Origin of the sequence: Nesterenkonia alkaliphila (assembly GCF_009758175.1) — a bacterium.
Lineage (GTDB): Bacteria > Actinomycetota > Actinomycetes > Actinomycetales > Micrococcaceae > Nesterenkonia > Nesterenkonia alkaliphila.
In genome coordinates this window covers 14,079-37,481 of sequence record NZ_WRPM01000024.1, presented here as the reverse complement: position 1 = coordinate 37,481, position 23,403 = coordinate 14,079, and the positions used below count along the sequence as shown (strand labels likewise).

The window sequence follows — 23,403 nt, the reverse complement described above, 5'->3', positions numbered from 1 at the left end:
AGACAGTTCGCGGGTGCCTCGGGCAGCTCATCCACGGTGGACCCCGTCGCGGCATATGCCCGCCGGCTGGGAGTCTTCGTGACAATCAGTCATTCTTCAGCTCCGCCGCCACCACCAGCAAGGTTCAAGTTGAGCTTGAACCTGAGCAGCGGGGAGGTCGGCGCCTATTCTGCTGTGTTTTCAGTTGTTGCGACCACCATACCTGCAGCCGTGGCGCCGGCTCATCAGACGCGCCCCTGCTCATCAGACACGTCTGGCTCAGCTCAGCGGATCACCGGGGCGGTGGGGGTGGAGATATCGATGACCTCCGCTTCCAGGAACTCCTCCTCCTGTGAGCTGAGGATGGATTGCAGCACTGCAGCCTTCTCATGGCCGCGCTCATCCGAACCCCAGACCACGGCGCGCCCATCGGCCAGCTGCAGCTGCACTGAGTCGATGGAGTCCGCGGTGGCTGCGTCCATCTGGGCGCGGGCCTCCGGTGGCAGCTGGCCCAGCACTGAGACGATGGTGCCGAAGACCGCCTCATCCTCCAGGGCCGCCTCGGAGGAGATCTGCGGGGTGGCGTAGTCCTCCGCCTCCAGCTGCTCGGGCCCGCTGAAGGTGCGGATGACCTCCCCGTGCTCGGAGTACAGCAGCACATCCCCATCGCGGTGGACCTCGGCCACCGGCGGATGCTCCACCAGCTCCACATGCAGGGTGGCGGGCAGTTCGATCCGGGTCTGCACCTCGGCCACTGCGTTCTCCGCGGCGAGGCGCTCCCGCACTGCCCCGGTGCCCACCTGGGCCACCGGCTGGCCGTAGAGATCGGAGAGCAGCTGATCAGCGCGCTGGTCGGTGACCAGCTCATTGCCCTCAATCTCGATGCTGCGCAGCACCAATAGCGGGGAGAAGTAGACCACCGCCACCAGTCCCAACAGCAGGGCGAAGACCCCGGCCAGGCCCAACAGGGAATAACGACGCCGCCGGCGCGCGGCGACTGCCTCCGGCTCCGGAAATTCCAGGGCGGCTGATCTGCCCGGTTCGCTCACTGCCGCTCCTGCAGGGCCGCCAAGATCTGCGGCCCCAGGTGGGTGATGTCCCCGGCCCCTATGGTCAGCACCATATCCCCGGGCTCGGCGGCAGCGGCCACCGCCGCCGCGGCCTCCTGGGGCTGAAGCACCGGATGCCCCAGCAGCTCGGCGCTGACCCCGGCGATGGGCTGCTCCCGGGCGGGGTAGATCTCCAGGACGGTCACGGTATCGGCAGCACTCAGCTGGCGGCCGAACTCTGCGGCGAAGTCCCGGGTGCGGCTGAACAGATGGGGCTGGAAGACGGCATGGACCTTCCCTGGTGCCGCACTGCGGGCGGCGGCCAGCACTGCGGCCACCTCAGTGGGGTGGTGGGCGTAGTCGTCATAGACCAGCACCCCGGCGGCCTCGCCGCGCAGCTCGAACCGGCGGGAGGAGCCGGTGAACTGACCAACCGCGGCAGTGCAATCACCCAAGCGGAGTCCGGCAGCGATGCCGGCGGCCACCGCTGCGGCGGCGTTGAGCGCATTGTGCAGCCCAGGCACAGGCAGCGCCAGCGTAGCCTGCTCGCCGGGCAGGCTCAGGATGGCCGACTGCCCGGCCCCGGAGGTGCTGATGTCGCGCAGCCGCAGGCTGGCCTCAGGGTGCGTGCCGTAGGTGAGGATCCGTATCCGGCGGTGAGTCAGCTGGTCGCGGACCCGGTCCAGCAGGGCGGCGGCACCGGCATCATCCAGGCAGAGCACCAGTGCCCCGCCGGAGGTGATCCGCTCTGTGAACTCCTCGAAGACCCGCTCCACGGCCTCAGCTGTGCCGTAGTGGTCCAGGTGGTCGGGCTCCACATTGGTCACCACCGCTACCTCTGGGGTGTAGTTCAGCAGGGAACCATCGGACTCATCGGCCTCGGCCACGAACCACTCCCCGGTGCCGAGCTTGGCGTTGGAGCCCAGGCCGGCCACCGTGGCGCCGATGGCGAAGCTGGGGTCCAGGCCCAGTTCGCTGAACATCACTGCGGTCATCGAACTGGTGGTGGTCTTACCGTGGGTGCCTGCCACAGCGATCGCCCGGCGGGAGGCCATACAGGCGGCCAGGCCTTCCGAGCGGTGCAGCAGGCGGGCACCTGCTGCTGCGGCGGCGTCGTACTCCGGGTTCCCGGCGGTGGCCACAGAGGAGGCGATCACAGTACTGATGCGCTGGCCGGTCTCAGCCTCCACCGAGGCGATGTTCTCGGCACTGTAGCCCACCCGCACCGGGACGCCGGCGGCGCGGAACTCATCGAGGACCGGCAGCTCCTTGGCGTCGGTGCCGGAGATCGGCACCCCGGCGGCCAGCATCAGCCGGGCCACTGCGGAGACGCCGACTCCGGCCAGCCCCAGGAAGTGCACCCGGCCCAGCTGGGCCAGCCCTGCCGGCGTAGGTCCTAGCGTCGAACCGGTACTCATCGGGCGGCGGCCTCCAGGGCGGCGCGGGCCATCCGCTCATCGGCATCGGAGATGCCGCGCTCGGCGGAGTGCTTCTCCATAGTGGCCAGCAGCCGCGGGTCCTTCAGCAGCGGCAGCACATTGCGGCTGATCCACTCCCGGGTGAAGTGCTCGTCCTTGACCAGCAGCGCACCGCCGGCATCCACCAGTCCGCGCGCGTTGAGCTCCTGCTCCCCATTGCCGATGGGCAGCGGCACAAACACCGCCGGCAGGCCCACTGCGGCGACCTCACACACTGTGGCGGCACCGGCCCGGGCGATCAGCAGATCGGCTGCCGCATAGGCCAGGTGCATACCGTCGAGGTACTCCCGCTGGTGGTACCCGGGGGCAGCCAGCAGCTTCCCGGTGGCGTCGTAGACCTCTTTGTCCCGGCCGGTCAGGTGCAGCACCTGGGCCCCGGTGCTCAGCAGGTCCTTCAGGGCTGAGGCCACGGCCTGATTCAGGTTCAGCGCCCCGGATGAGCCGCCGGTGATCACCAGGGTGGGGGTTTCTGGGTCCAGTCCCAGCTGCTCGCGGGCTGCGGCGCGCTGCCCGGCCCGGTCCAGCTGGGAGATCTGCTGCGACATCGGCATCCCCACCCATTCGGCGCCCTTCAGCGGGGTCCCTTCAAAAGCGGTGCCGACGAATGCCGCCGAGCGGGCGCCCAGCCGGTTGGCCAGCCCGGGGCGAGCATTGGCCTCGTGAAGCACCACCGGGATGCCCAGCTTCTTGGCCGCCCGGTACACCGGGGGGCACACATAGCCGCCCACCCCGACGACGACGTCTGCTCCCCTGCGCTGCAGGATCGCCTGGGCCTCCCGGGTGGCCTGGTTGAACCGGGAGGGGAAGCTCAGCACATCGGGGGTGGGCCGGCGCGGGAAGGGAACTTTGTCGATGAGGTCCAGCGGGTAGCCGGCCTCGGGGACCAGGCGGGTCTCCAGACCGGAAGCGGTGCCGATCACCGACTGCGCTGCCTGAGGGTCCAGACGGTGCACGGCGGAGGCGATGGCCAGCAGCGGAGAGATGTGTCCGGCTGTCCCTCCGCCGGCGAGGACGACGGTGGCAGCGCTCATAGAGTTCCTTCTTCTCAGGCGGGTGTGGTCTTCTTGTTCAGCGGTGCCAGTGTAGACCGCCTGCGCCGCCTCTTGGGACGGGACCTGGGCCGGCGTGCTTCCAGCCGTTGCCGGCGGGCGAAGTTGAGCACCACTCCGATGGCCAGCAGCGCCACCGTCAGGGCCGAACCGCCGTAGGAGATGAAGGGCAGCGGCACCCCGACCACCGGGATCAGCCCGGTGACCATTGCGACGTTGATGAAGGCCTGGCCCACCAGCCAGGCGATGATGCCCATGCAGACCAGTTTCACGAACCGGCCGTGGTAGTCGTCGGTCTGCACCCCGTGGGCTACCCGGAAGATACCCACCACCAGCACAGCGAACAGGCCCAGCACGGTAGCGGTGCCCAGCAGGCCCAGTTCCTCGCCGATGATGGTGAAGATGAAGTCGTTGTGCACCTCGGGGATATAGTCCCACTTCTGCCGGGACTGCCCCAGCCCCACGCCCCAGAACCCGCCGGAGGCCAGGGCGTAGAGGCCCTGCTCGGTCTGGTAGCAGGGTTCGGTGGGGTGATCGCAGTTCATGCCCAGCCAGGCGTAGACGCGCATCATCCGGTAGGGGGTGATCCACATCAGCAGGGCCACCGCCCCGGCGGCCATCACACCGGCTGCGAAGAACCAGCGCATGCCCACCCCGGCGGCGAACAGCAGGGCGGCCACGATCAGAATGATCACGATGGCGGTGCCGAGGTCACCGCCGGCCAGCACCAGCACCAGCACCGAGAGCGCCCCCGGTGCCACGAAGGGCATCATCCAGTGGGTGGCGTGCTGGATCAGCCGGCCCTTTCTGGCCAGCACGGCGCCCCCCCAGAGCACCAGGGCCAGTTTCGCGACCTCGGAGGGCTGGCCCTGCACCGGGCCGATGCGCAGCCAGTTGGTGGACCCACCACCGGTGTGGCCCCAGGGTGAGAAGGCCACCAGGGCCAGCAGCACCCCGGCGGTGATCATGGCCGCCCAGCCGATCCAGCCCATCCATTTGGTGGGGATCAGGGTCAGGACGAGCATTCCTGCTACTCCGATGCCGGCCCATACCGCCTGGCGGGTGGCGGTGGTGAAGGCTTGGCCGGTGCTGTCCACCGAGGTGGAGGAGAGCACCATGGTCAGGCCGAAGGCGGCCAGGGCGATGGTGGCCCCGAGCACCAGCCAGTAGTTGGTATAGGGGTTGCCCCCCTCGAAGATATTCCAGAACTTGGCGACCCGTTCGGTGCGCTGCTGGGCGCGGCGGTCCCGCCAGGCCCGGCCGGCCGACCCGTCAGAGCTGGCAGTGTTGGTTCCGCCTGAAGTCGGCCCATCGGCTTCGCCTCGGGCCTCATCGGGGTCAGGATCCTCGACGGTGCGGAGGTGGCCTCTGGTGATCTCACCGGTGGGCTGCTGATCCGGCTCTTCGGGGGAGGAAGCTGAGGGCGGGGTGAGGACTGCTGAGTCCTTCCGGCCGGCGGGCACCCGTGGTGGCCGCTTGTCCATGAGCACCTCCCCTAGCTGTTGAATCCTTTGCGCCGCATCAGCTCTGCCACGGCCTCGATGAATGCCTCACCGCGGGCGATGTATGAGGCGAACTGGTCCATCGACGCCGCGGCCGGGGCCAGCACCACCGCCTGCCCGGGCTGGGCCTGGGTATCTGCTGCCGCCACTGCGCTGCGCATTACTGCCACTCCATCATCGCCGCCGGGCACCTCGGTGACCGGCACCTGGGGGGCGTGTCGCTCAAGGCTGGAACGCAGCTGGGAGGCGTCTGTGCCGATGAGCACCACATGCCTCAGCCGCGGGGCCACCTGCTGGACGAGCTCGGAGTAGTCCACCCCCTTGGAGAGCCCGCCGGCGATCCAGACCACCTCGGAGAAGCTGCTCAGGCTGGCCGCAGCGGCATGCGGGTTGGTGGCTTTGGTGTCATTGACCCAGAGCACATCCTCGGCCTGGGCCACCGGCTGGATGCGGTGCTCGGCCGGCTGGTAGCTTCCCAGCGCCTGCTGCACCGCCTCGGGGGGCACCCCTGCGGCGCGGGCCAGCGCTGCGGCGGCCAGGGCGTTGGCCACCAGGTGCTTGGGCACCAGCTGCCCCAGATCGGAGCGGGTGCCCAGCTCCAGGGCCTGGTGGCGGCGGTTGTCCAGGAAGGCCCGGTCCACCAGCACGTCTTCGCCGTCCTCAGTGCGCACCACCCCCAGCATGGAGACATCCGGAGAGCCGGTGGTGAAGGCCACTGCTCGGGCACCTTCGAGCACCTCTGCACCGGCCACCATCTGCTCGGTGACCGGATCCTCGGCGTTGTAGATGCAGGCGCTGCGGACCCCCTCATAGATGCGGGCCTTATCCGCCAGGTAGCCCTTCAGGCTGCCGTGCCAGTCCACATGGTCCTCGGCGATGTTCAGCACTGCCGCGGCCAGCGGGTTGGCCTCGTACTGGCCCGGAGGTTCGGTGTAGTGCAGCTGGAAGCTGGAGAGCTCCACGGCCAATGCATCGAACCCCTCGGGGTCACGGATCGCATCCAGCACCGGCATCCCGATGTTCCCGCAGGCCACGGCACGGCGGCCGGCTGCAGTGAGCATGGCTTCCAGCAGAGTCACTGTGGTGGTCTTACCGTTGGTGCCGGTGATCAGCAGCCAGTCGGGCTGCCTGGCTCCGGGCCGAGCGCCGAGCCGGCGGGCCAGCTGCACCTCGGACCAGACCGGAACACCGGCACTGGCGGCGGCCAGCATGATCGGTGAGTCCGGCCGCCATCCCGGGGAGGTGACGATCAGCTCCGGGTTCTGCCCGTCGAAGTGGTTGATAGTCGCCGTGGGGTCTTCGGCGGGATCAGTACTGCCGAACCGGAAGCTGAGCCGGTCCCCCCACACCGTGGTGAGGGTGGCGGCGTCGTCCTGCTTTTTGGCGGTGGCGGCGGCGTCGACCACCACCACCTGGCAGCCGAGTTCGGCCAGGGTGTCCGCGGCGGAGAAGCCGGTCACCCCGAAGCCGGTGACCAGCACCCGCAGGCCCTCCCAGGGCCCGTCCCAGCCGTGCAGGTGGGCAAGGGTGGGCTGACCACTCACTGAGTCAGCACCCACTCGCCGTAGAAGATGGCCAGGCCCATGCCCACAGCCAGGGCGCCGATGATCCAGAACCGGACCACCACGGTGACCTGGGACCAGCCTTTGAGCTCGAAGTGGTGGTGCAGCGGGGTCATCAGGAAGACCCGCTTGCCCTTGGTGAGTTTGAAGTAGCCCACCTGGATGATCACCGAGCAGGTGACGATCACGAACAGCCCGGCCAGGATCACCAGCAGCAGCTGGGTGTGGGAGAGGATCGCGAATCCGGCCAGCGCGCCGCCCAGGGCCAGTGACCCGGTATCGCCCATGAAGATCTTGGCCGGGGTGGTGTTCCACCACAGGAACCCGATCAGGGCGCCGGTGATGATTGCGGCCAGGGTGGCCATATCCATCGGGTCCCGCACGGTGTAGCAGACCGCCTCCACCGCGCGCACTCCTCCGCAGGATTGGTTGTACTGCCAGATGGAGATGATCACATAGGCCCCGGTGACCATGGCGGTGGCCCCGGCGGCCAGTCCGTCCAGTCCGTCCACCAGGTTGACCGCATTGGTGGTGGCGGTGTTGATCAAATTCGCCCAGATCACAAAGAGGATGCCGGCGGCGATCGTGCCGAACACTGCGAAGTCCAGGGCGGTCTCACGCACAAAGCTGATTGCGGTGGAGGCCGGGGTGAGCCCTTCGGAGTTGGGGAACTGTAGGGCGAGTGCGGCGAAGAGGATGCCGACTGCGCCCTGGCCGATGATCTTGGCCCAGGGGCTCAGCCCCAGGGACTGTTTCTTGGTGATCTTGGCGGCGTCGTCAAAGAACCCGACCAGGCCCATACCGGCCATCAGCAGCAGCACCAGCATGCCTGAGGCGGTGGGCCCGGTGGCGGCCTGGGAGGTCAGCAGCATCACCGCATGGGTGATGCCGTAGGCGAGCACCGAGGCCAGGATGATCACCGCCCCGCCCATAGTGGGGGTGCCGCGCTTGACGTGGTGGGTGGTGGGCCCGTCCTCACGGATGAACTGACCGTATCCCCGCTTGACCAGGAAGTTCATGAACAGCGGGGTACCCAGGAGGGTGATGAGCAGCCCGAGGGCGGCACCGATTACGACGGCGATCACTCAGTTCCTTCCTGTAACGGTCTCTGGCGGGGTGTCTCTGCGGCGCCAGCGGCAATTTTGTCACCGAGAAGTCTAAGCCCCGCGGAGTTCGAGGCCTTGAACAACACGATATCCCCTGGCTGCAGGGCCGCCTGCAGCCAGTCCTCGGCCTGCTCCAGGGTCTCGGCCCAGTGCACCTCATCGGCCCAGGAGCCCTCCGCAATAGCACCGCGGTAGAGCCCGTAGGCCTCCTGGCCCACCACCAGGGTCTGACTGATGTTCAGCCGGACCACGGTCTCACCGAGCTGATGGTGCAGCCAGACCGACTCCTCGCCCAGTTCCAGCATGGGCCCCAGCACTGCCACGCTGCGCCGCCGGGAGTCCCGGGCCAGGGTGGCCAGGGTGCGCAGGGCCTCGCGCATGGATTCGGGGTTGGCGTTATAGGCATCGTTGATGATGGTGACCCCGTCGGCACGCTCAGTGCGCTCCATCCGCCAGCGCGAGCTGGCGCCCAGTCCGGTCAGCCGCTGGGCCACGGCCGACGACGCCGCCCCGGCCGCTCGGGCAGCGGCAGCAGCAGCCAGAACATTGGTCACGTGGTGGGCTCCGATCAGTCCGGAGGTCACAGGGTGAGATTCCCCACCTATGCTCAGCGTGAAATTCGGGTGGCCCGCGGCGTCCAGGGTGAGGTTCTCGGCGCGGACATCGGCGGAGGCGGATTCGCCGAACCAGGTGATCGCAGCGGTGGCGCGGGTGGCCATGCCCGCCACCTGGGCGTCGTCAGCATTGAGGATCACATGCTGGGTGGCCAGTTCGGCCAACTCGCCCTTGGTCTGGGCGATCTTCTGCGCCCCGCCGAACTTCCCGGCGTGGGCGGTGCCCACCATGAGCACCACACCGATGTCCGGCTGGACCATTCGGCAGAGGTATTCGATGTTTCCGGGCCCGTCGGCGCCCATCTCGATGATCAGGTACCGGGTCTCCAGTTCAGCGGAGAACACGGTCAGCGGCACCCCGACCTCCCCGTTGTAGGAGCCCTGGGGTGCCACAGTGGGGCCCTCGGGCTCCAGGACGGCCCGCAGCAGGTCCTTAGTGGTGGTCTTGCCGGCGGATCCGGTGATCCCGATGACTGTGGTGGGCGAGGCGCGGCGGATCCGGGCCACGATCTCAGCGGCCAGGGCACCCATGGCGGCCACGGCGTCGTCCACAATCACCGCTGGGTGCGGCTCCCCCGCCGGAGTCTGGGTCTCCCGTTCGGCCAGGATCAGCTGGGCGCCTGCGGCCAGAGCGGAGTCGATGAACCGGTGCCCATCGGTGCTCTCCCCCGGTTTGGCGATGAACAGTGATCCGGTGCGCATGTTCCGCGAATCGGTATCGGCATGGGTGAGGATCAGCTGCCGGGGATCCGGGGCCTCGGTGGTCTGGGGGATATCGGGGGGATCGAACCCGCGCAGCCTGCCGCCGACGGCCGCTGCGATCTCTGCTGCGCTCAGGGGAATCATGCGGTGCTCCCGGCGGCGCTGGGCTGGGCCAGGGTGGTGAAGCCCCGGGCCTGCAGGGCCCTGGCCAGTTCGGCCCGGTCATCGATCTCCACCCGGGTGCCGGCCACATCCTGGTGGCCCTCGTGACCCCGGCCGGCCAGCAGCACAGTGTCCTCCGGCCCGGCGGCATCCACCGCGGCGGCGATCGCCTCAGTGCGCGGGGAGATCTCCTCCAGCCGGGTGGTCAGCCCCCCGGTGGCGATGGCATCCTGCGCCCCGGCCATCAGAGCGGCCCGGATCTCGGCGGGGTCCTCACCATGGGGGTCATCATCGCTGATGATCACGTGGTCGGCCATCCGTACCGCAATCGCTCCCATTGTGGGGCGTTTGGTCACGTCCCGCTCCCCTGCGGCGCCGATCACCAGGATGAGCTTGCCTCCGCCGGGTCTGCGCACCGCACCCAGGGCGCGGATCATCGCATCCGGGTTGTGGGCGAAGTCCACAATGGCCGCTGGCCGCTCTGCGATCACCTGCATCCGGCCGGGAACCTGGATGTGGAAGGGCTCCGCAGTCTCCAGGGCTTTGACCACATCAGCGCGGGTGAAGCCCTGGGTGCGCTCAGTGCTGGCTGCGGCCTCCAGCACCATCACCGCGGCCAGTGCGGCATTGGAGACGTTGAAGCTGCCGGGCAGGGCGGTGGAGGTGCGGATCTGTTCCCCAGTGTGCCGGTTGACCAGGGTGAAGGCGCTGCCCAGCCCCTGCGCTGTCACCTCAGTGACCTCCCAGTGGGCCTGGGCGGGCTGGCCGGTGGTGGCCAGGGTGACCACGTGGCCGGTGGCCTCGGCGGCCATCTGGTGGCCATAGGCATCATCGACAGTGATCACCGAGGTGCGGGTACGCGCCCGGCGGAACAGCTCAGCCTTGGCGGCGAAGTAGTCCTCCATAGTGCCGTGCAGATCCAGGTGGTCCTGGGTGAGATTGGTGAACCCGGCGACGTCGTAATAGAGCCCCGAGATGCGCTGGTAGCTGATGGCATGGCTGGAGACCTCCATGGCGGCGGCCGCCACGCCCTTCTCCCGGAAAGAGTGCATGAGCTTGTGCAGGGCCACTGCCTCCGGGGTGGTCATATCGGAGGCGATGCGTTCGTATCCGGTATCGATGGAACCGACTGAAATCTCGATCGTGCCGATCAGTCCGGTCTTTCGGCCGGCCCCGGTGAGCAGAGTGTCCAGCAGGCTGCGCAGGAAGTAGGTGGTGGTGGTCTTGCCGTTGGTGCCGGTGACCCCGAACAGGGCCGGGTCGGAGGTGGCCGTGGTGCCGTAGATCGCTGCGGCGGCCGGGCCGGCGGCCTCGCGGACTCCGGGGACCTCGATCACCGGCAGCCGGTAGCCGGCTGCCTCGCGGACCTTGGCCACCCCGGCGGGGTCGGTGAGCACAGCGGCAGCCCCGCGCTGGAGCACCTGATCGATGAAGTCTGCACCATGGGCGCGGGCACCGGTGACGGCTACGAACAGATCCCCGGGCTCCACCTGGGCGGGGCTCATAGCAGCGCCGGTGAGCCGGACCCGGTCTGCGGTCTCAGCCACCGGGGTGATGATGGGGCCGTACCCGGAGGCTACCAGCTGCTCGGCGAGGGTGCCGACATCAGTGCCCCAGCTCTGCTGGCCAAAGCTCACCACGGATAGTCCTGACGCTCACCCACGAAACCATCATAGGCCTCCGACTCGGCATCGGAGGGCGGCACGTCGTAGCTGGTCAGCGTGTGGGTCATGATGTCCTGGAAGGTGTCGGTGAGGTCCCAGTCGCCGAACTCACCGGCTGGCCGGTGCACGGTGACCGAGACCAGGAACTGGGGGTCGTCCAGTGGGGCCACCCCCACGAAGTTGACAGTGTAGCCGTCGAACCCGCCGCTGCGACTTGCGGCCTCGGCGGTGCCGGTCTTGCCGCCGACCCGGTAGCCCTCGATGGCTGCCCCCTGGGCGGAGCCGTACTCGACCACACCCTCCATGAGCTTGAGCATCTCCTCAGAGGTGTCCGGGGAGAAGACCTGCTCGGGCTCGGCGACTACGGGGTGCTCGGTGCCGTCGGGCTCAACAGTGGCGTCCACAATGCGCAGCGGGTGCCTGACTCCGCCATTGGCCAGCATCTGGTAGAGCTGCACATTGTGCATCACCGTGCCCTCGTAGCCCTGGCCGAACTGGGTGGTCATCGGCTGGCGGCGGTCCCACTCCTCCGGCGGGCGGACATAGGACTGCCCGTCAATGCCCAGGCCGATGTCGATGGGCTGGTCATAGCCGACTCTGCGCAGATAGTCATAGCGGGTCTGCTCATCCATCTTGTTGCCGATCATGATGGTGCCGGTGTTGTAGGACCGGGCGAAGATCCCTGCGGCGGTCATCTGGTACTGGTCATGGGAGCGTGCGTTGCGGAAGGTCTCGCCGTTGACTGTGAGCCGGTAGGGCACGCTGAACGGGTCGTCCCCAGAGATCAGGCCCTCCTCCAGGGCTGCGGCGAAGGTCACAGCTTTGCCGGTGGAGCCGGGTTCGAAGGACTGGGTCAGCGCCAGCGGGCGGCGGAACAGCTCATCGGTGGCCCCCGGGTCGGCCGGGTCCACAGTCTCTGAATCTGCCATGGCCAGGATCTTGCCCTCATTGCCCTCGCGGAGGTCCACCACAGTGGCGTTGCCCCACTGTGCGTTGTACTCATTGGCCTTTGCCGCAATGGCCTCCTGGGCGAACCACTGCAGGTCCTGATCAATGGTCAGGCGCACATCCTGGCCGTCCTGGGCGGGAATCTCCTCATAGGTGGCGGTGGGGATCCTGACCCCGTCGGCGCCGACCTCGTAGATCCGTTCCCCGGGCTCGCCGGTCAGTGCCTCGTTCTGCACCAGCTCGATGCCCTCCAGGGGCCCGTCTGAGCCCATGAAGCCCACTACAGAGCCGGCCACGGAGCCGGCCGGGTAGGTCCGCTCGGAGACCGGCTCAGCGTAGATCCCCGGGGCGCGCAGAGCCGCCACCTGCTGATAGGCCTCGGGGGTGACACTGCGGGCCACCACCGAGTAGTGGGTGTCCTCGGCGGTCAGTGCCTGAAGCACTTCATGATAGTCCCGCTCCAGAATGACGGCCAGCTCCTGGGCCGTCTCCTCCACGGTCACCGGGCGGCGCATACCCAGGGCTTCATCGGAGACGGTGTAGTCCCCGGTCATCCGGGGGTCAGCCACAATGTCATAGCGGTCGGCGCTGGAGGCCATCAGCCGGTTCTGCGAGTCGAGGATATTGCCACGGGCGGCGGGCAGCTCCACCGTGTGCAGCCGGTTGGAGATGGCTTCCTGGGCATGGCCCGCCGGGTCCAGTCCCTGGACGTGGAAGAGCCTGCCGCCGAGCACCACCAGCATGGCCAGCACGATTGCCAGGCCGATGCGCATCCGCAGTGAGAGTGTTCGCGCCATAGGTGCTCCTCTCCTAGCGGTCAGTCGGTCACATCGGGGGCTGGGATGGTTCCGCCGTGGAGTGCGGAGCCTGGCCTGGAGGCGGACTCCTCGCCGCCGCCTGATCCATTCTCCCCTGCAGGAGCTTGCCTCAGCGTGTGCAACGCGCCGGCCCCCAGAAGTCCGGAGGGCGCCCCGGAGGCCTGCTGGGACACATCGGCGGCGGCAGTCTCCGGCTGGCTGTAGCCGGGGGCGCCGACAAAGTTGGAGGGCACCTCTGAACTGGAGGCGGCCTCGGCGGAGCTGACGATCTCAGCGCTGCTGAGGTCGAAGGTGCCGGCGGTGGCCGGCATCACCATGCCCACAGCCACTGCGGAGTTCGAGAGGCTCTGCGGGGACTCCAGGAACTGGACCTGCTGGGCCAGGGCCTGGTTCTGGTGCACCAGATCCCGGTGCTGATTGGTCAGCTGCACCACCTGATACTGCGAGTTGGCCACGTGGATGTTCACCGCGAGCACCGCGCCCAGGGCGGTGAGCAGAAGCAGCAGCACTGAAGCGAGCATGCCGCGCTGACGGCGGCGCACCTTCGGCAGCGCCTCCAGGGACGGCCGGTCCTGGGCCTGGCGACCCTGAGCACGCTGACCATCAGCGCGGCCAGCGGCGCGCAGCTCCTCCATCGGGAGAACGCTCATGAGGTGCTCCTTGCCATTGTGCTGATCTTCTCAGCCGCCCGCAGTTTCGCGGAGGCGGCTCGCGGGTTCTGGGCGATCTCCGCCGGTTGGGGCGGTTCGGCCCCGCGCACCAGGAGCCTGAAGGTGGGTCTATGCTCCGCCAGCTCCACCGGCAGCCCAGCGGGGGCAGATGAGGTGGTGCGTTCGGCGAAAGCTCGTTTCACGATCCGGTCCTCCAGCGAGTGGTAGGACAGGGCCAGCACCGCACCCCCGGGGGCCACCGCGTCCATCGCTGCCGGCACGGCCCGCTTCAGCACCTCCAGCTCCCGGTTGACTGCGATCCGGATGGCCTGGAAGCTGCGTTTGGCCGGATGCCCGCCGGTGCGCTTGGCGGCCGCCGGTACCGCGGAGTCGATCACTGCAGCCAGCTGCGCGGTGGTGCGCAGCGGCGCGGAGTCCCGGGCACGGACAATGGCGGAGGCGATCCGCCCGGAAAAGCGCTCCTCACCATACTCGGAGAGGATCTGCTTGAGCTCCTCCTGGCTGATGCTGGCCAGCAGCTCGGCGGCGGTGGGATCCTCAGAGTCCGCACTGGAGTCCATGCGCATATCAAGCGGGGCGTCATAGGAGTAGGCGAAGCCGCGCTCGGCCTCATCCAGCTGCAGGGAGGAGACCCCCAGATCGAAGAGCACCCCGGCCAGCACCTGGCGGTCATCCAGCTCCGCGGCGATCTCTGCCACCTCGTCATAGACGGCCCGGACCCCGCGGAACCTGCTGCCGAAGCGCTCCAGACGCTCTGCGGCCAGCTGAAGCGCCTGGGTGTCACGATCGATGCCGATCACATCCGCCTGCGGAACAGCCTCCAACACCGCCTCGGTGTGCCCACCCATGCCGAGGGTGGCGTCAATGATCACTGGTGTGGCGGCGTCGTTATCTGTGAAGCTGCGGCAGGCGGCGGCCAGCAGCTCGGTGCAGCGCTCGCGCATGACGGGCACATGCTTCTGAGCTGCCTGTGCGCTCATGGTCACCTCCGCTGCGTGTTGGCCGAGCACCTTGGACCAATCCGGCCCTTGAATCTGCTCCCCCACCGGGGCCGGCGCTGCCTGACATCGGGGAAGTGAAGTCAGGATGCGCCGGTCCGGTAAGGAGGCTCACTCAAGGGCCGGCATGTTCGGTTATCAGAACAGGCCCGGGATGGCCTCTTCATCAGTGGAGGAGAACTCCGACTCCTTCTCCTCCAGGTATGTGTTCCAGGCTGTGCTGTCCCAGATCTCGGCCCGGTCTCCGGCTCCGATCACTGTGACCTCACGGTCCAGTCCCGCGTACTCCCGCAGGCCCGGGGGGATGGTGACCCGGCCCTGCTTATCCGGAGTCTCGTCTGAGGCCCCGGAGAGGAACACGCGGATGTAGTCACGTGCCTGACGGGAGGTCAGGGGCGCCTGCCGCATCTGTGCATGCACTGCCGCGAACTGATCAGTGCTGAACACGTAGATACAGCGCTCCTGCCCGCGGGTGAGGACCAGCCCGTCTGCGAGCTCATCCCGGTATTTCGCCGGCAGGATGAGGCGGCCTTTATCGTCCAGGCGAGGGGTATAGGTGCCGAGGAACATGGCGCCTGACTCCTCACATATCCGATGACCAGCCCATCGCGCTCCACTTTACTCCACTTTCCCCCACTTTCCAACCATTATGGCGCAGACTCCTCCCCAGCGGCCCGGCATGGATGACGACGCCGCCCCACCACCCCTTTCTGACCAGGGCTTTTATCGTGTGGGGCGTGGTGGAGGGAGGTGGGGTGCCTGGTGGAGGGGAATGGCCGGCGCAGCGCCGTGGAGGCAGAAAAATGCCCCCGCGCCGGTCAGCGCAGGGGCTTGGTGGTGGAAAGTGGAGCGCCTACTGTTGGCGGCGCTTCTCCCATTTCTCCTCCATGGAGGACATGAAGGAGCCGCCGGAGGGACTGGGGGTTGAGCCCTTGGGCCCTGAGCCGCCGGAGCCGCCGCCATTGCTGCTGCCTCCGCTGCCGCCGCCGGGTTTGGGCGAGGCCGGGCCGCCGGCTGTGGCGAAGTAGACCCCGGCACCCATCACCAGGAAGCCGAGGATGCCCACCGGAATAAGCTGTTGGTAGATGCCCACGATGAGCACCCCGAGGCCCACTACTGCAAGCAATAGGCCGAGCACCAGATTGCGGACGTTGAATTTGCCGCCCACAGGAGATTCCTGAAGCGAGCTGGCAAAGCTGGGGTCCTCCGTCTGAAGCTGCTGCTCCAGCTCTTTCAGCAGCCGCTGCTCGCGCTCCGACAGTGGCATGAGATGCTCCTTGGTGGTCCTGTGGTCTCCGGATTCTCAGTCTATCTTCTCGAACCCGGCACTACCTAGCCGGAGCGAAAATCTGTGATCGAGTTGTCACGTGACACTCAGCAGGCGTCCAGACTCAGCGGTCTTCTTCGGTTTCTCTGGGATCCAGCAGGGCAGCCGGGCGCACCGCGGAGTCCGGGAACCTGCCCGCCACCGCATCCAGGGCCCGCTGGGCGGCAAGCCAGTCCTCGTCATGGGCGTCGAAGCTGAGCTGGAGGCTGCCGTCGGCCGGGCCCAGCCGCTCGGCGCGGATGCCGATCAGCCGTACCGGCTGCCGGCGGGGGCCCAGCCCCTCCAGAAGCCGCACGGCATGGCGGTGCAGCTCGGGTGCGGACTGGGTGCCGTGGGGCAGGCTGGCCGAGCGGGTCAGCGTGGAAAAGTCCCGCCAGCGCAGCTTCAGGCTCAGCCCGTAGCTGGTGAGCTCGGCGGCCCGCAGCCGGGCAGCGACCTTATGCGCCAGGCGCAGCAGCTCTCTGCGCAGCTGGGCATCTGCCGTCACATCGGAGGCGAAGGTCTCCTCTGCCCCGATGCTCTTCTCCACCCGGTGCGGCTCCACCGGCCGGGGGTCGATTCCCCAGGAGAGAGCATGCAGCTGCTCCCCCACGGCCCCGAGCCGGTGGGCCAGGGCCTCTTTGGGGGTCTCGGCGATCTGGGCCACCGTGCGCAGCCCCATATCGGCCAGCGTCTGGGCGGTCTTTGCGCCCACGCCCCACAGTTCGGTGGCCTCCAGACTGTGCAGAAACTCGGTGCGCCGGTGCGGGGGCACTACCAGCAGTCCGTCCGGCTTGGCCTTGGTGGAGGCGATCTTGGCGATGAACTTGCGGTCAGCGATGCCCACTGTGGCCGGCAGGCCCACCCGCTCACGCAGTCCGGCACGGATCAGCCGGCCCATCTGCTCGGGCTCCCCCATGCTGCGCCGGGCGCCGGTGAGATCCAGAAACGCCTCATCCACGCTCAGCTGCTCCTTGCGGTGGGTCAGGGTGTCGAAGTAGTCCATGATCGCCGCCGAGAGCTCCCGGTACCGGTGCATCTGCGGCGGAATGACCACAGCCTGCGGGCTGAGCCGCCGGGCCCGGGTCAGCGGCATGGCTGAGCGCACCCCGTCGGCGCGTGCCTGATAGGAGGCTGAGAGCACCACGTAGCGGCCCTCACCTGCCACGATGATCTTGCGCCCGCGCAGCTCCGGTTTGTCCAGCAGCTCGGCCTCCACGTAGAAGGCATCCATATCCACATGCGCAATGATCGGCGAGCCGCGCTGCTGTGCTCGGGACTGCTGCGAACCCATAGGATCAAGAGTATGCCCACGCCAGCAGATGCCGCCCGCCCGCCGTTCCCCCCTCCCGGCGGGGCTGAGCTGGTGGAGCATGTCAATGCCGGCTGCCGCGGGCTGCTGGAGCGCAAGCGGGCCGAGGTCGCGGCAATCGATGCTGAGGCCGCCCCATTGGTCGATGCCCTGCTGGAGCTGACCTCCGGCGGCAAGAAGATGCGCCCGCTGCTGGGCTGGCTGGGCTGGCGGGCCGCCGCGGCGGACCCGGAACCGGCAGCCGCGGCAGCCCATCCGGCCGTGGTCAGCCTCGGGGTCGCTCTGGAGCTCTTCCAGGCCGCGGCCTTAGTCCATGACGACATCATTGACCGATCCGCCACCCGGCGGGGCGCACCGAGCACGCATAAGCGCTTTGAGCAGCTGCACTCCGCCCAGCGGTTCGCCGGAGACCCGGAGCACTTCGGCACTGCAGGTGGGATTCTCAGCGGGGACCTGGCCCTAGCCTGGGCCTCCGAGGCATTCGAGCAGGCGATCGCCGCAGCCCCAGGGGCGGCAGCCGAGACCACGGTGATCTTCCGGCGCATGCACACTGAGGTGATTGCGGGCCAGTACTTGGATGTGCTGGCAGAGGTGGACCTGCGCACCGCAGATGAGCAGGCGCTGGCCCGGGCGCGGCGGATCGCGGTCTATAAGTCCGCCAAGTACAGCGTGGAGTATCCGGTGCTCCTGGGGGCTGCTCTGCATGGTGGGCAGGCCGGGCTGCTCACCGCCCTCTCTGAGACCACCCTGCCGTTGGGCGAGGCGTTTCAGCTGCACGATGATCTGCTGGGGGTGTTCGGGGATCCTGCCGCCACGGGCAAACCGGTGGGGGATGATCTGCGGGAGGGAAAGCGCACCGCCCTGGTGCTGACCGGGCTGCAGGCGGCTTCCGCCCAGGATGCGGCCTGCCTGCGCGCCGTGCTTGGGGACCCCCGGCTGACCGAGGAGGACATTGTGGAGGCCCAGCGGATACTCTCCAGCGGCACACCGTCAGCTGTGGCGCAGGTCGAGCAGATGATCCGCGAACTGGGCCTGGGCTTCAACCAGTCCCTGGGCCGCCTCCCAGGAGCCGGGGTCAGTGCCCCTGTGGCCGATGACCTGAAGAGCCTTGCGCACAGCCTGGTGCCTCAGTTCCGGGCTGATTTCGATACCCTGAAGCAATGAGCTCTGAGGACAGTTGGATCGGCGCAACGATCGGGGAGCGCTACACGATCCAGAAGCGTGTGGCGCGCGGCGGCATGTCCACTGTCTATCTGGCCACGGACTCCCGGCTGCACCGCCAGGTGGCCATCAAAGTGCTCTTCCCGCATATGGCCGAGGACCGCAAAGTGGTCCAGCGTTTTGAGCAGGAGGCACGCAACTCCGCCCTGCTCAGCCACCCCAATGTGGTGCAGGTGCTGGATCAGGGGCAGACCCGCGAGACCGCCTATATGGTCATGGAGTACGTGCCCGGGGCCACACTGCGCACCCTGCTCAAGCGCGGACCGATGACCCCCCGGCTGGCACTGGCCTATGCCCAGGCGATCCTGGGCGGGCTGGGGGCTGCGCACCGGGCCGGGCTGGTGCACCGCGATATCAAGCCGGAGAACGTTCTGGTCTCCCCCGAGGGGCGGATCAAACTGGCCGACTTCGGGCTCGCCCGAGCGGCCACCCATCATTCCGGGACCTCCACCCTGATGGGCACAGTGGCCTATATTGCCCCCGAGCTGCTCTCCGGGGAGGGCGCCGATGAGCGGGCCGACATCTATGCGGTGGGGATTCTGCTCTACGAGATGCTCACCGGGGTCCAACCCTTCACCGGAGACACCCCGGTGCGGGTGGCCTTCCAGCACGTGAACTCCACAGTCCCGCCGCCCTCCTCCTATGTGCCGGGGCTGGCCCCGGCCCTGGATGAGCTGGTCCGGGAGGCGACCCGCAGCGATCCGGCAGACCGGCCCAAGAACGCTGATGAGCTGCTTCAGCTGCTCGAGACCGCCCGGGAACAGCTCACCGAGGAGGACCTGGACTTCAAAGGAGCGCTGAACAAGCACCACCAGTTCAACCCGCCCGCCGCTGCTGCCGGCACAGACTACGACGACGCCGCCGCAGCGACCTCCGCCGCCACCCAGCTGATGCCCAACGCCCTGAGCGGCGAGCAGAGCGACGGTGAGGTGCCCGCCGCCAGCGGAACCAACACTGAGGACTTCCCCACTGCTGACGACGGCACCTTCGATGAAGATGTCACTGCGGCGCTCAGCCACACTGCTGCTGCGCCCGGCCCGCCGGCTCCGCGGCCGCAGGCCCCTGCCGAGAAGCCCGCTGACCCCTGGGCTACTCTGGCCGAGGAGGACCGCCAGACCGTGGCTGAGGTTCCGCTGCAGCTGGGCAGGCTCAGCGTGGATGACGATACCGGGACTCATCCCGCCCAGACGCCCGCAGCTGCTCCCCGCCCCGGGCGGGGCAGCTACGACCCGAGGGCTGATAAAAGGCAGCGGCAGCGCCCCATGGTGCAGCTGGAGGGGCCCACCCCGGCACGGCAGGCGGTGACGGGCGTCGTCGTCGTCATGCTGGCAGCACTGCTGATGCTGCTGGGCTACCAGCTGGGCATCGCCAACAGCATCATCCCGCCGCTGGGCGGCTGAGCGCCTATTTGACCTGAGTGAGCGCCTCAGCCACCAGGAAGGCCATCTCCAGGGACTGCTTGTGGTTCAGCCGGGGGTCCACCAGGGACTCGTAGCGGGCATCGAAGGCGGACTCATCGATCACATCGGAGCCGCCCAGGCATTCGGCCACATCATCGCCGGTCATCTCCACGTGGAGCCCGCCGGGGTAGGTCCCGGCCGCCTGGTGGACCTCGAAGAAGCCGCGCACCTCATCCATCACGTCGTCGAACCGGCGGGTCTTGTACCCGTTCTTGGCGGTGATGGTGTTGCCGTGCATCGGGTCGGTCACCCAGACCACCTTGGCGCCTGAGTCGCGTACTGCCTCCACCAGGGCCGGCAGCTTCTCACGGATCTGGGCGGCACCCATCCGGGTGATGAAGGTCAGCCGGCCGGGCTCGCGCTGGGGGTCCAGCTTCTCGATGTAGTCCAGGGCGTCCTGGGCAGTGGTGCTGGGCCCCAGCTTCACCCCGAGTGGGTTGCGCACCCGGGAGAGGTAGTCCACATGGGCCCCGTCCAGATCCCGGGTCCGCTCGCCGATCCACACGAAGTGCCCGGAGGTGACATAGGGCATGCCGGTGCGGGAATCGATGCGGGTCAGGGCACGCTCATAGTCCAGCAGCAGCGCCTCATGGGCGGAGTAGAACTCAGTGCGCCTGAGTCCCTCGAACTCCACGCCGCAGGCGCTCATGAACCGCACGGCACGGTCGATCTCTCCGGCGATGCGCTCGTATTTGGCGTGGGCAGGGTTCTCCATGAAGCCCTTGTTCCACTGCTGGACGGCGCGCAGATCGGCGAAGCCGCCCTCGGTGAAGGCGCGGATCAGGTTCAGCGTGGAGGCTGATTTGTGGTAGGCCTCCACCATGCGCTTGGGGTCTGGCAGCCGGGATTCCTCGGTGAACTCGAAGCCGTTGACGATCTCCCCGCGGAAGCTGGGCAGGGTGACCCCGTCGCGGGTCTCGGCATCGGAGCTGCGCGGTTTGGCGTACTGGCCGGCCATCCGGCCCATCTTGACCACCGGTAGGGCGGCGCCGTAGGTGAGCACCACGGCCATCTGCAGCAGAGTCTTGACCTTGGCGCTGATCTTCTCTGCGGTGATATCGCTGAAGGTCTCCGCACAGTCACCGCCCTGGAGCAGAAATGCCTCGCCCTGGGCCACCTTGGCCAGGCGGCGCTTGAGCTTATCCACTTCACCGGCGAACACCAGCGGGGGGTTGGCCGAGAGTTCGGCGTAGGCGGAGTCGAAGTCCGGGTGGTCCTGCCAATGCGGCTGCTGCTTCAGCGGTAGATCCCGCCAGCTGTCGAGGCCCGGATACTCCGCGGCACCGGTGTGCACGATCTCACCGGGGGCGGTCAGCGGGGTCTCGGCGCGGGGTTCTTCTGCAGCAGTCACCCCCATAGGGTAATGGGGCAGGATGCAGCGCACCTAATACGCGCCGACGGCGGTCCACATGATGGAAGCCGACCTCCGGCAGCACCGGTCAGTGTGCTGCTCAGGCCTGGGCGGCGCGCGCCTGGGCGGCCTCTGCGTAGAGGGTCTCCACAGCTTCTGCGTAGTCCTTCATGATGTCGGCGCGCCGGATCTTCATCGAGGGGGTCAGGTGCCCCGACTCGATGGTGAAATCGCCCTCCAGAAGCTTGAAGGTGCGGATGGACTCTGCCTTCGAGACGGACTGGTTGGCCTTATCCACCACGGACTGCACATGGTCGATGATGGTTTGGTTCTCGATCAGCTCGCTGACCGGGGTATCAGGGTTCATGCCCCTGCCCTCGAGCCAGCCGGGCAGGGTCTCGGCGTCGAGGGTGATCAGTGCTGCCACAAAGGGCCGCCCGTCACCGACCACCACGGCCTGGGAGACGATGGCGTCGGCCCGGATTTGATCCTCCAGCTGGGCCGGTGCCACGTTCTTGCCCGCAGCGGTGACAAGAATCTCCTTCTGCCGCCCGGTGATGGTCAGGAAGCCCTCGGAGTCCAGGGCGCCCACATCACCGGTGCGGTACCAGCCGTCCTCAGTGAAGGACTCCTGGTTGGCATCAGGCCGGTTGAGGTAGCCGCGGAAGACTCCCACACCACGGCCCAGGATCTCGCCGGAGTCATCAATCCGGACCTCATGGCCGGGAAGCGGCTGGCCTACGGAGCCAATCTTGGTGGCAGTGGGGGTGTTCACCGTCAGCGGGGCGGTGGTCTCGGTGAGTCCGTAGCCCTCCATCACATGCAGGCCGATTCCCTTGAAGAAGAAGCCCAGGCGTGCACCCAGCGGGGATCCGCCGGAGACGGCGAACTTCACATTCCCGCCCATCCGGGCGCGCAGCTTGGAGTAGACCAGTTTGTCGAAGAGGCCGTGCTTGAGCTTGAGCACAAACCCGGGCTTACCCTCCTGGGAGGCCTTCGCGTAGTCGATGGCTGTCTGGGCTGCTTTCTGGAAGATGCTTCCCTTGCCGTCGGCCTCCGCCTTCATCATGGCGGCGTTGTAGATCTTCTCAAAGACCCTGGGCACCGCCAGCAGGAAGCTGGGCTGGAAGGTGCCCAGATCGTCCACCAGCTGCTTGATGTCTGAGGTGTGCCCCACCCTGGCGCCGGCGGCCACACTGATCACCGAGATGAAGCGGGCAAAGACATGGGCCAGCGGGATGAACAGCACTGTGGAGGAGTTCTTGTTGATGGCTGTCTCCAGCGAGGCCAGGGCATTGAGGCTCAGCTCGGCGAAGTTGCCGTGGGTGAGCTCGCAGCCCTTGGGCTTCCCGGTGGTTCCGGAGGTGTAGATGATGGTGGCCAGGTCCTCGAGGTTTGCCGCCGAGCGGCGGGCCTGGAGCTCCTCGTCGGCGATCTCCTTGCCGGCGCTGCGCAGCTGGTCGAGGTCATCACTGTCAATGGTGAGCACATCCTGGACTGATTCCAGCTTCTCCTGGGCCACAGCCCGGTCCACTGCCTTGACGTGGGAGTCAGTCTCGGCGAAGACCAGCTTGACCTCGGAGTCCTGCACGATCCAGGCGATCTGGGAGGGCGATGAGGTTTCGTAAATCGGCACGGTGACTGCACCGGCGTACCAGATGGCGAAGTCCAGCAGCGTCCATTCGTACCGGGTGGCGGCCATAATGGCCACCCGTTCCCCGGGCTGGATGCCTTTAGCGATCAGGCCCTTGGCGAGGGAGACCACATCGTCACGGAATTCCGCAGCCGTCACATCGGTCCACTGCCCCGGGGTGAGCTGGCGGCCGAACAGTACGTTGCCGGGGTCCTCAGCAACCTGGCGCTCCAGCAGGTCTGTGATGTTGAGGTCCGGCTCAACCTTCACAGCGGCGGGTACGGCAAATTCTCTCACGCGCTTCTCCTCCCAGGCGGGGTGTACTCACAGTTCAGTGCTACTGACCAGTATATGCGCAGAAATGTGCTGCAGTTCACATTACCGGTGAGGCGGACGCGCGAGCGTAGCGATGAGCCGCCGGGATATTACAGCCGGGCGCCGTCGTCGCCTCCTGATCGCTTGGCGGGCATCTGCATGAACAGCACCACCAGCCCGAAGATCGCTATCGCGACCAGTGCCGCCACAGTCCAGCCAGATTGGAAGGTGCTCGGCAGGAAACCGCCCAGGAAGGGGTAGAGGATGAGGGCGATGATCCCCAGAATCATCAGCACAGCCCCGATGACTACTCCCGGCTTTGCTCCGGCCACCGGATTCTTAGGGTTCGGCGGGCGGAAGTCGTCCTCGGGCTCCGCGGGGGTGTAGTCGCGCGGGCCACGGGCGCCGAGGTTCTTGGGGACCGGGCGCCCGGGCTGGGGTCGGGAGGTCCGGCGCCGGTAATTGGAGTCGCCGTCGGGTCGCTTGTGCATAGCACCAGACTA

19 protein-coding genes are annotated in these 23,403 nt (G+C 67.7%); 2 read left to right on the top strand and 17 right to left on the bottom strand.

Annotated elements, in window-relative coordinates; genetic code table 11:
• Nucleotides 1–263: 263 nt before the first annotated feature.
• The 14 genes from GNZ21_RS03580 to dinB all read right to left on the bottom strand — a co-directional run bounded on the left by GNZ21_RS03580 (nt 264) and on the right by dinB (nt 16,902).
• On the bottom strand, nt 264–1,028 hold the full coding sequence (locus tag GNZ21_RS03580; RefSeq protein WP_157321400.1) for a cell division protein FtsQ/DivIB: 765 nt from the start codon (nt 1,026–1,028) through the stop codon (nt 264–266).
• Nucleotides 1,025–2,446 (bottom strand): UDP-N-acetylmuramate--L-alanine ligase, encoded by a 1,422-nt coding sequence (gene murC / locus GNZ21_RS03575; protein WP_157321398.1) that lies wholly within the window; start codon nt 2,444–2,446, stop codon nt 1,025–1,027. Before murC ends, GNZ21_RS03580 begins: the two co-directional genes overlap by 4 nt.
• On the bottom strand, nt 2,443–3,537 hold the full coding sequence (gene murG / locus GNZ21_RS03570) for an undecaprenyldiphospho-muramoylpentapeptide beta-N-acetylglucosaminyltransferase (RefSeq protein WP_157321396.1): 1,095 nt from the start codon (nt 3,535–3,537) through the stop codon (nt 2,443–2,445). Before murG ends, murC begins: the two co-directional genes overlap by 4 nt.
• A 14-nt stretch (nt 3,538–3,551) precedes the next feature.
• Nucleotides 3,552–5,039 (bottom strand): FtsW/RodA/SpoVE family cell cycle protein, encoded by a 1,488-nt coding sequence (locus tag GNZ21_RS03565; protein WP_157321394.1) that lies wholly within the window; start codon nt 5,037–5,039, stop codon nt 3,552–3,554.
• An 11-nt stretch (nt 5,040–5,050) separates the two neighbouring features.
• On the bottom strand, nt 5,051–6,601 hold the full coding sequence (gene murD / locus GNZ21_RS03560; RefSeq protein WP_188503526.1) for a UDP-N-acetylmuramoyl-L-alanine--D-glutamate ligase: 1,551 nt from the start codon (nt 6,599–6,601) through the stop codon (nt 5,051–5,053).
• Nucleotides 6,598–7,704, bottom strand: a complete 1,107-nt coding sequence (mraY, locus tag GNZ21_RS03555; RefSeq protein ID WP_188503527.1) for a phospho-N-acetylmuramoyl-pentapeptide-transferase — start codon at nt 7,702–7,704, stop codon at nt 6,598–6,600. The genes murD and mraY overlap by 4 nt, the downstream gene beginning before the upstream one ends.
• Nucleotides 7,701–9,185, bottom strand: coding sequence for a UDP-N-acetylmuramoyl-tripeptide--D-alanyl-D-alanine ligase (locus tag GNZ21_RS03550; RefSeq protein WP_157321393.1), 1,485 nt, complete (start codon nt 9,183–9,185; stop codon nt 7,701–7,703). Before GNZ21_RS03550 ends, mraY begins: the two co-directional genes overlap by 4 nt.
• The gene (locus GNZ21_RS03545) at nt 9,182–10,840 is read right to left on the bottom strand and encodes a Mur ligase family protein (protein WP_229659420.1); all 1,659 of its coding nucleotides are present in this window, start codon (nt 10,838–10,840) and stop codon (nt 9,182–9,184) included. Before GNZ21_RS03545 ends, GNZ21_RS03550 begins: the two co-directional genes overlap by 4 nt.
• Nucleotides 10,837–12,612: a peptidoglycan D,D-transpeptidase FtsI family protein gene (locus GNZ21_RS03540; RefSeq protein ID WP_157321391.1), complete on the bottom strand. Its 1,776-nt coding sequence runs from the start codon at nt 12,610–12,612 to the stop codon at nt 10,837–10,839. The genes GNZ21_RS03545 and GNZ21_RS03540 overlap by 4 nt, the downstream gene beginning before the upstream one ends.
• Nucleotides 12,613–12,632: 20 nt before the next feature.
• Nucleotides 12,633–13,283 carry a cell division protein FtsL gene (gene ftsL / locus GNZ21_RS03535; protein ID WP_157321389.1) on the bottom strand — a complete coding sequence of 217 codons (651 nt, stop codon included), beginning with the start codon at nt 13,281–13,283 and terminating at the stop codon, nt 12,633–12,635.
• On the bottom strand, nt 13,280–14,284 hold the full coding sequence (rsmH, locus tag GNZ21_RS03530; RefSeq protein ID WP_157321387.1) for a 16S rRNA (cytosine(1402)-N(4))-methyltransferase RsmH: 1,005 nt from the start codon (nt 14,282–14,284) through the stop codon (nt 13,280–13,282). The genes ftsL and rsmH overlap by 4 nt, the downstream gene beginning before the upstream one ends.
• A gap of 156 nt (nt 14,285–14,440) precedes the next feature.
• Nucleotides 14,441–14,872, bottom strand: coding sequence for a division/cell wall cluster transcriptional repressor MraZ (gene mraZ, locus GNZ21_RS03525; RefSeq protein ID WP_157321385.1), 432 nt, complete (start codon nt 14,870–14,872; stop codon nt 14,441–14,443).
• A gap of 283 nt (nt 14,873–15,155) precedes the next feature.
• The gene (locus GNZ21_RS03520) at nt 15,156–15,569 is read right to left on the bottom strand and encodes a DUF3040 domain-containing protein (protein ID WP_157321383.1); all 414 of its coding nucleotides are present in this window, start codon (nt 15,567–15,569) and stop codon (nt 15,156–15,158) included.
• A gap of 124 nt (nt 15,570–15,693) precedes the next feature.
• A complete protein-coding gene (dinB, locus tag GNZ21_RS03515; protein ID WP_157321381.1) occupies nt 15,694–16,902 on the bottom strand; it encodes a DNA polymerase IV in 1,209 nt (402 codons plus the stop codon).
• A gap of 12 nt (nt 16,903–16,914) precedes the next feature.
• Between dinB and GNZ21_RS03510 the strand changes: the two genes are divergently transcribed.
• Entirely contained in the window at nt 16,915–18,084 is a 1,170-nt protein-coding gene (locus tag GNZ21_RS03510; protein ID WP_157321379.1) for a polyprenyl synthetase family protein, read from the top strand.
• Nucleotides 18,081–19,541: a protein kinase domain-containing protein gene (locus GNZ21_RS03505; RefSeq protein ID WP_157321377.1), complete on the top strand. Its 1,461-nt coding sequence runs from the start codon at nt 18,081–18,083 to the stop codon at nt 19,539–19,541. Before GNZ21_RS03510 ends, GNZ21_RS03505 begins: the two co-directional genes overlap by 4 nt.
• A 4-nt stretch (nt 19,542–19,545) precedes the next feature.
• On the opposite strand, the gene GNZ21_RS03500 is transcribed toward GNZ21_RS03505, so the two are convergent.
• The 3 genes from GNZ21_RS03500 to GNZ21_RS03490 all read right to left on the bottom strand — a co-directional run bounded on the left by GNZ21_RS03500 (nt 19,546) and on the right by GNZ21_RS03490 (nt 23,391).
• Nucleotides 19,546–20,958 (bottom strand): class II 3-deoxy-7-phosphoheptulonate synthase, encoded by a 1,413-nt coding sequence (locus GNZ21_RS03500; RefSeq protein WP_157321375.1) that lies wholly within the window; start codon nt 20,956–20,958, stop codon nt 19,546–19,548.
• Between the two features lie 94 nt (nt 20,959–21,052).
• The gene (locus GNZ21_RS03495; protein ID WP_188503529.1) at nt 21,053–22,882 is read right to left on the bottom strand and encodes an AMP-dependent synthetase/ligase; all 1,830 of its coding nucleotides are present in this window, start codon (nt 22,880–22,882) and stop codon (nt 21,053–21,055) included.
• A 128-nt stretch (nt 22,883–23,010) separates the two neighbouring features.
• Nucleotides 23,011–23,391, bottom strand: coding sequence for a CvpA family protein (locus tag GNZ21_RS03490; RefSeq protein ID WP_157321372.1), 381 nt, complete (start codon nt 23,389–23,391; stop codon nt 23,011–23,013).
• Nucleotides 23,392–23,403 lie beyond the last annotated feature (12 nt).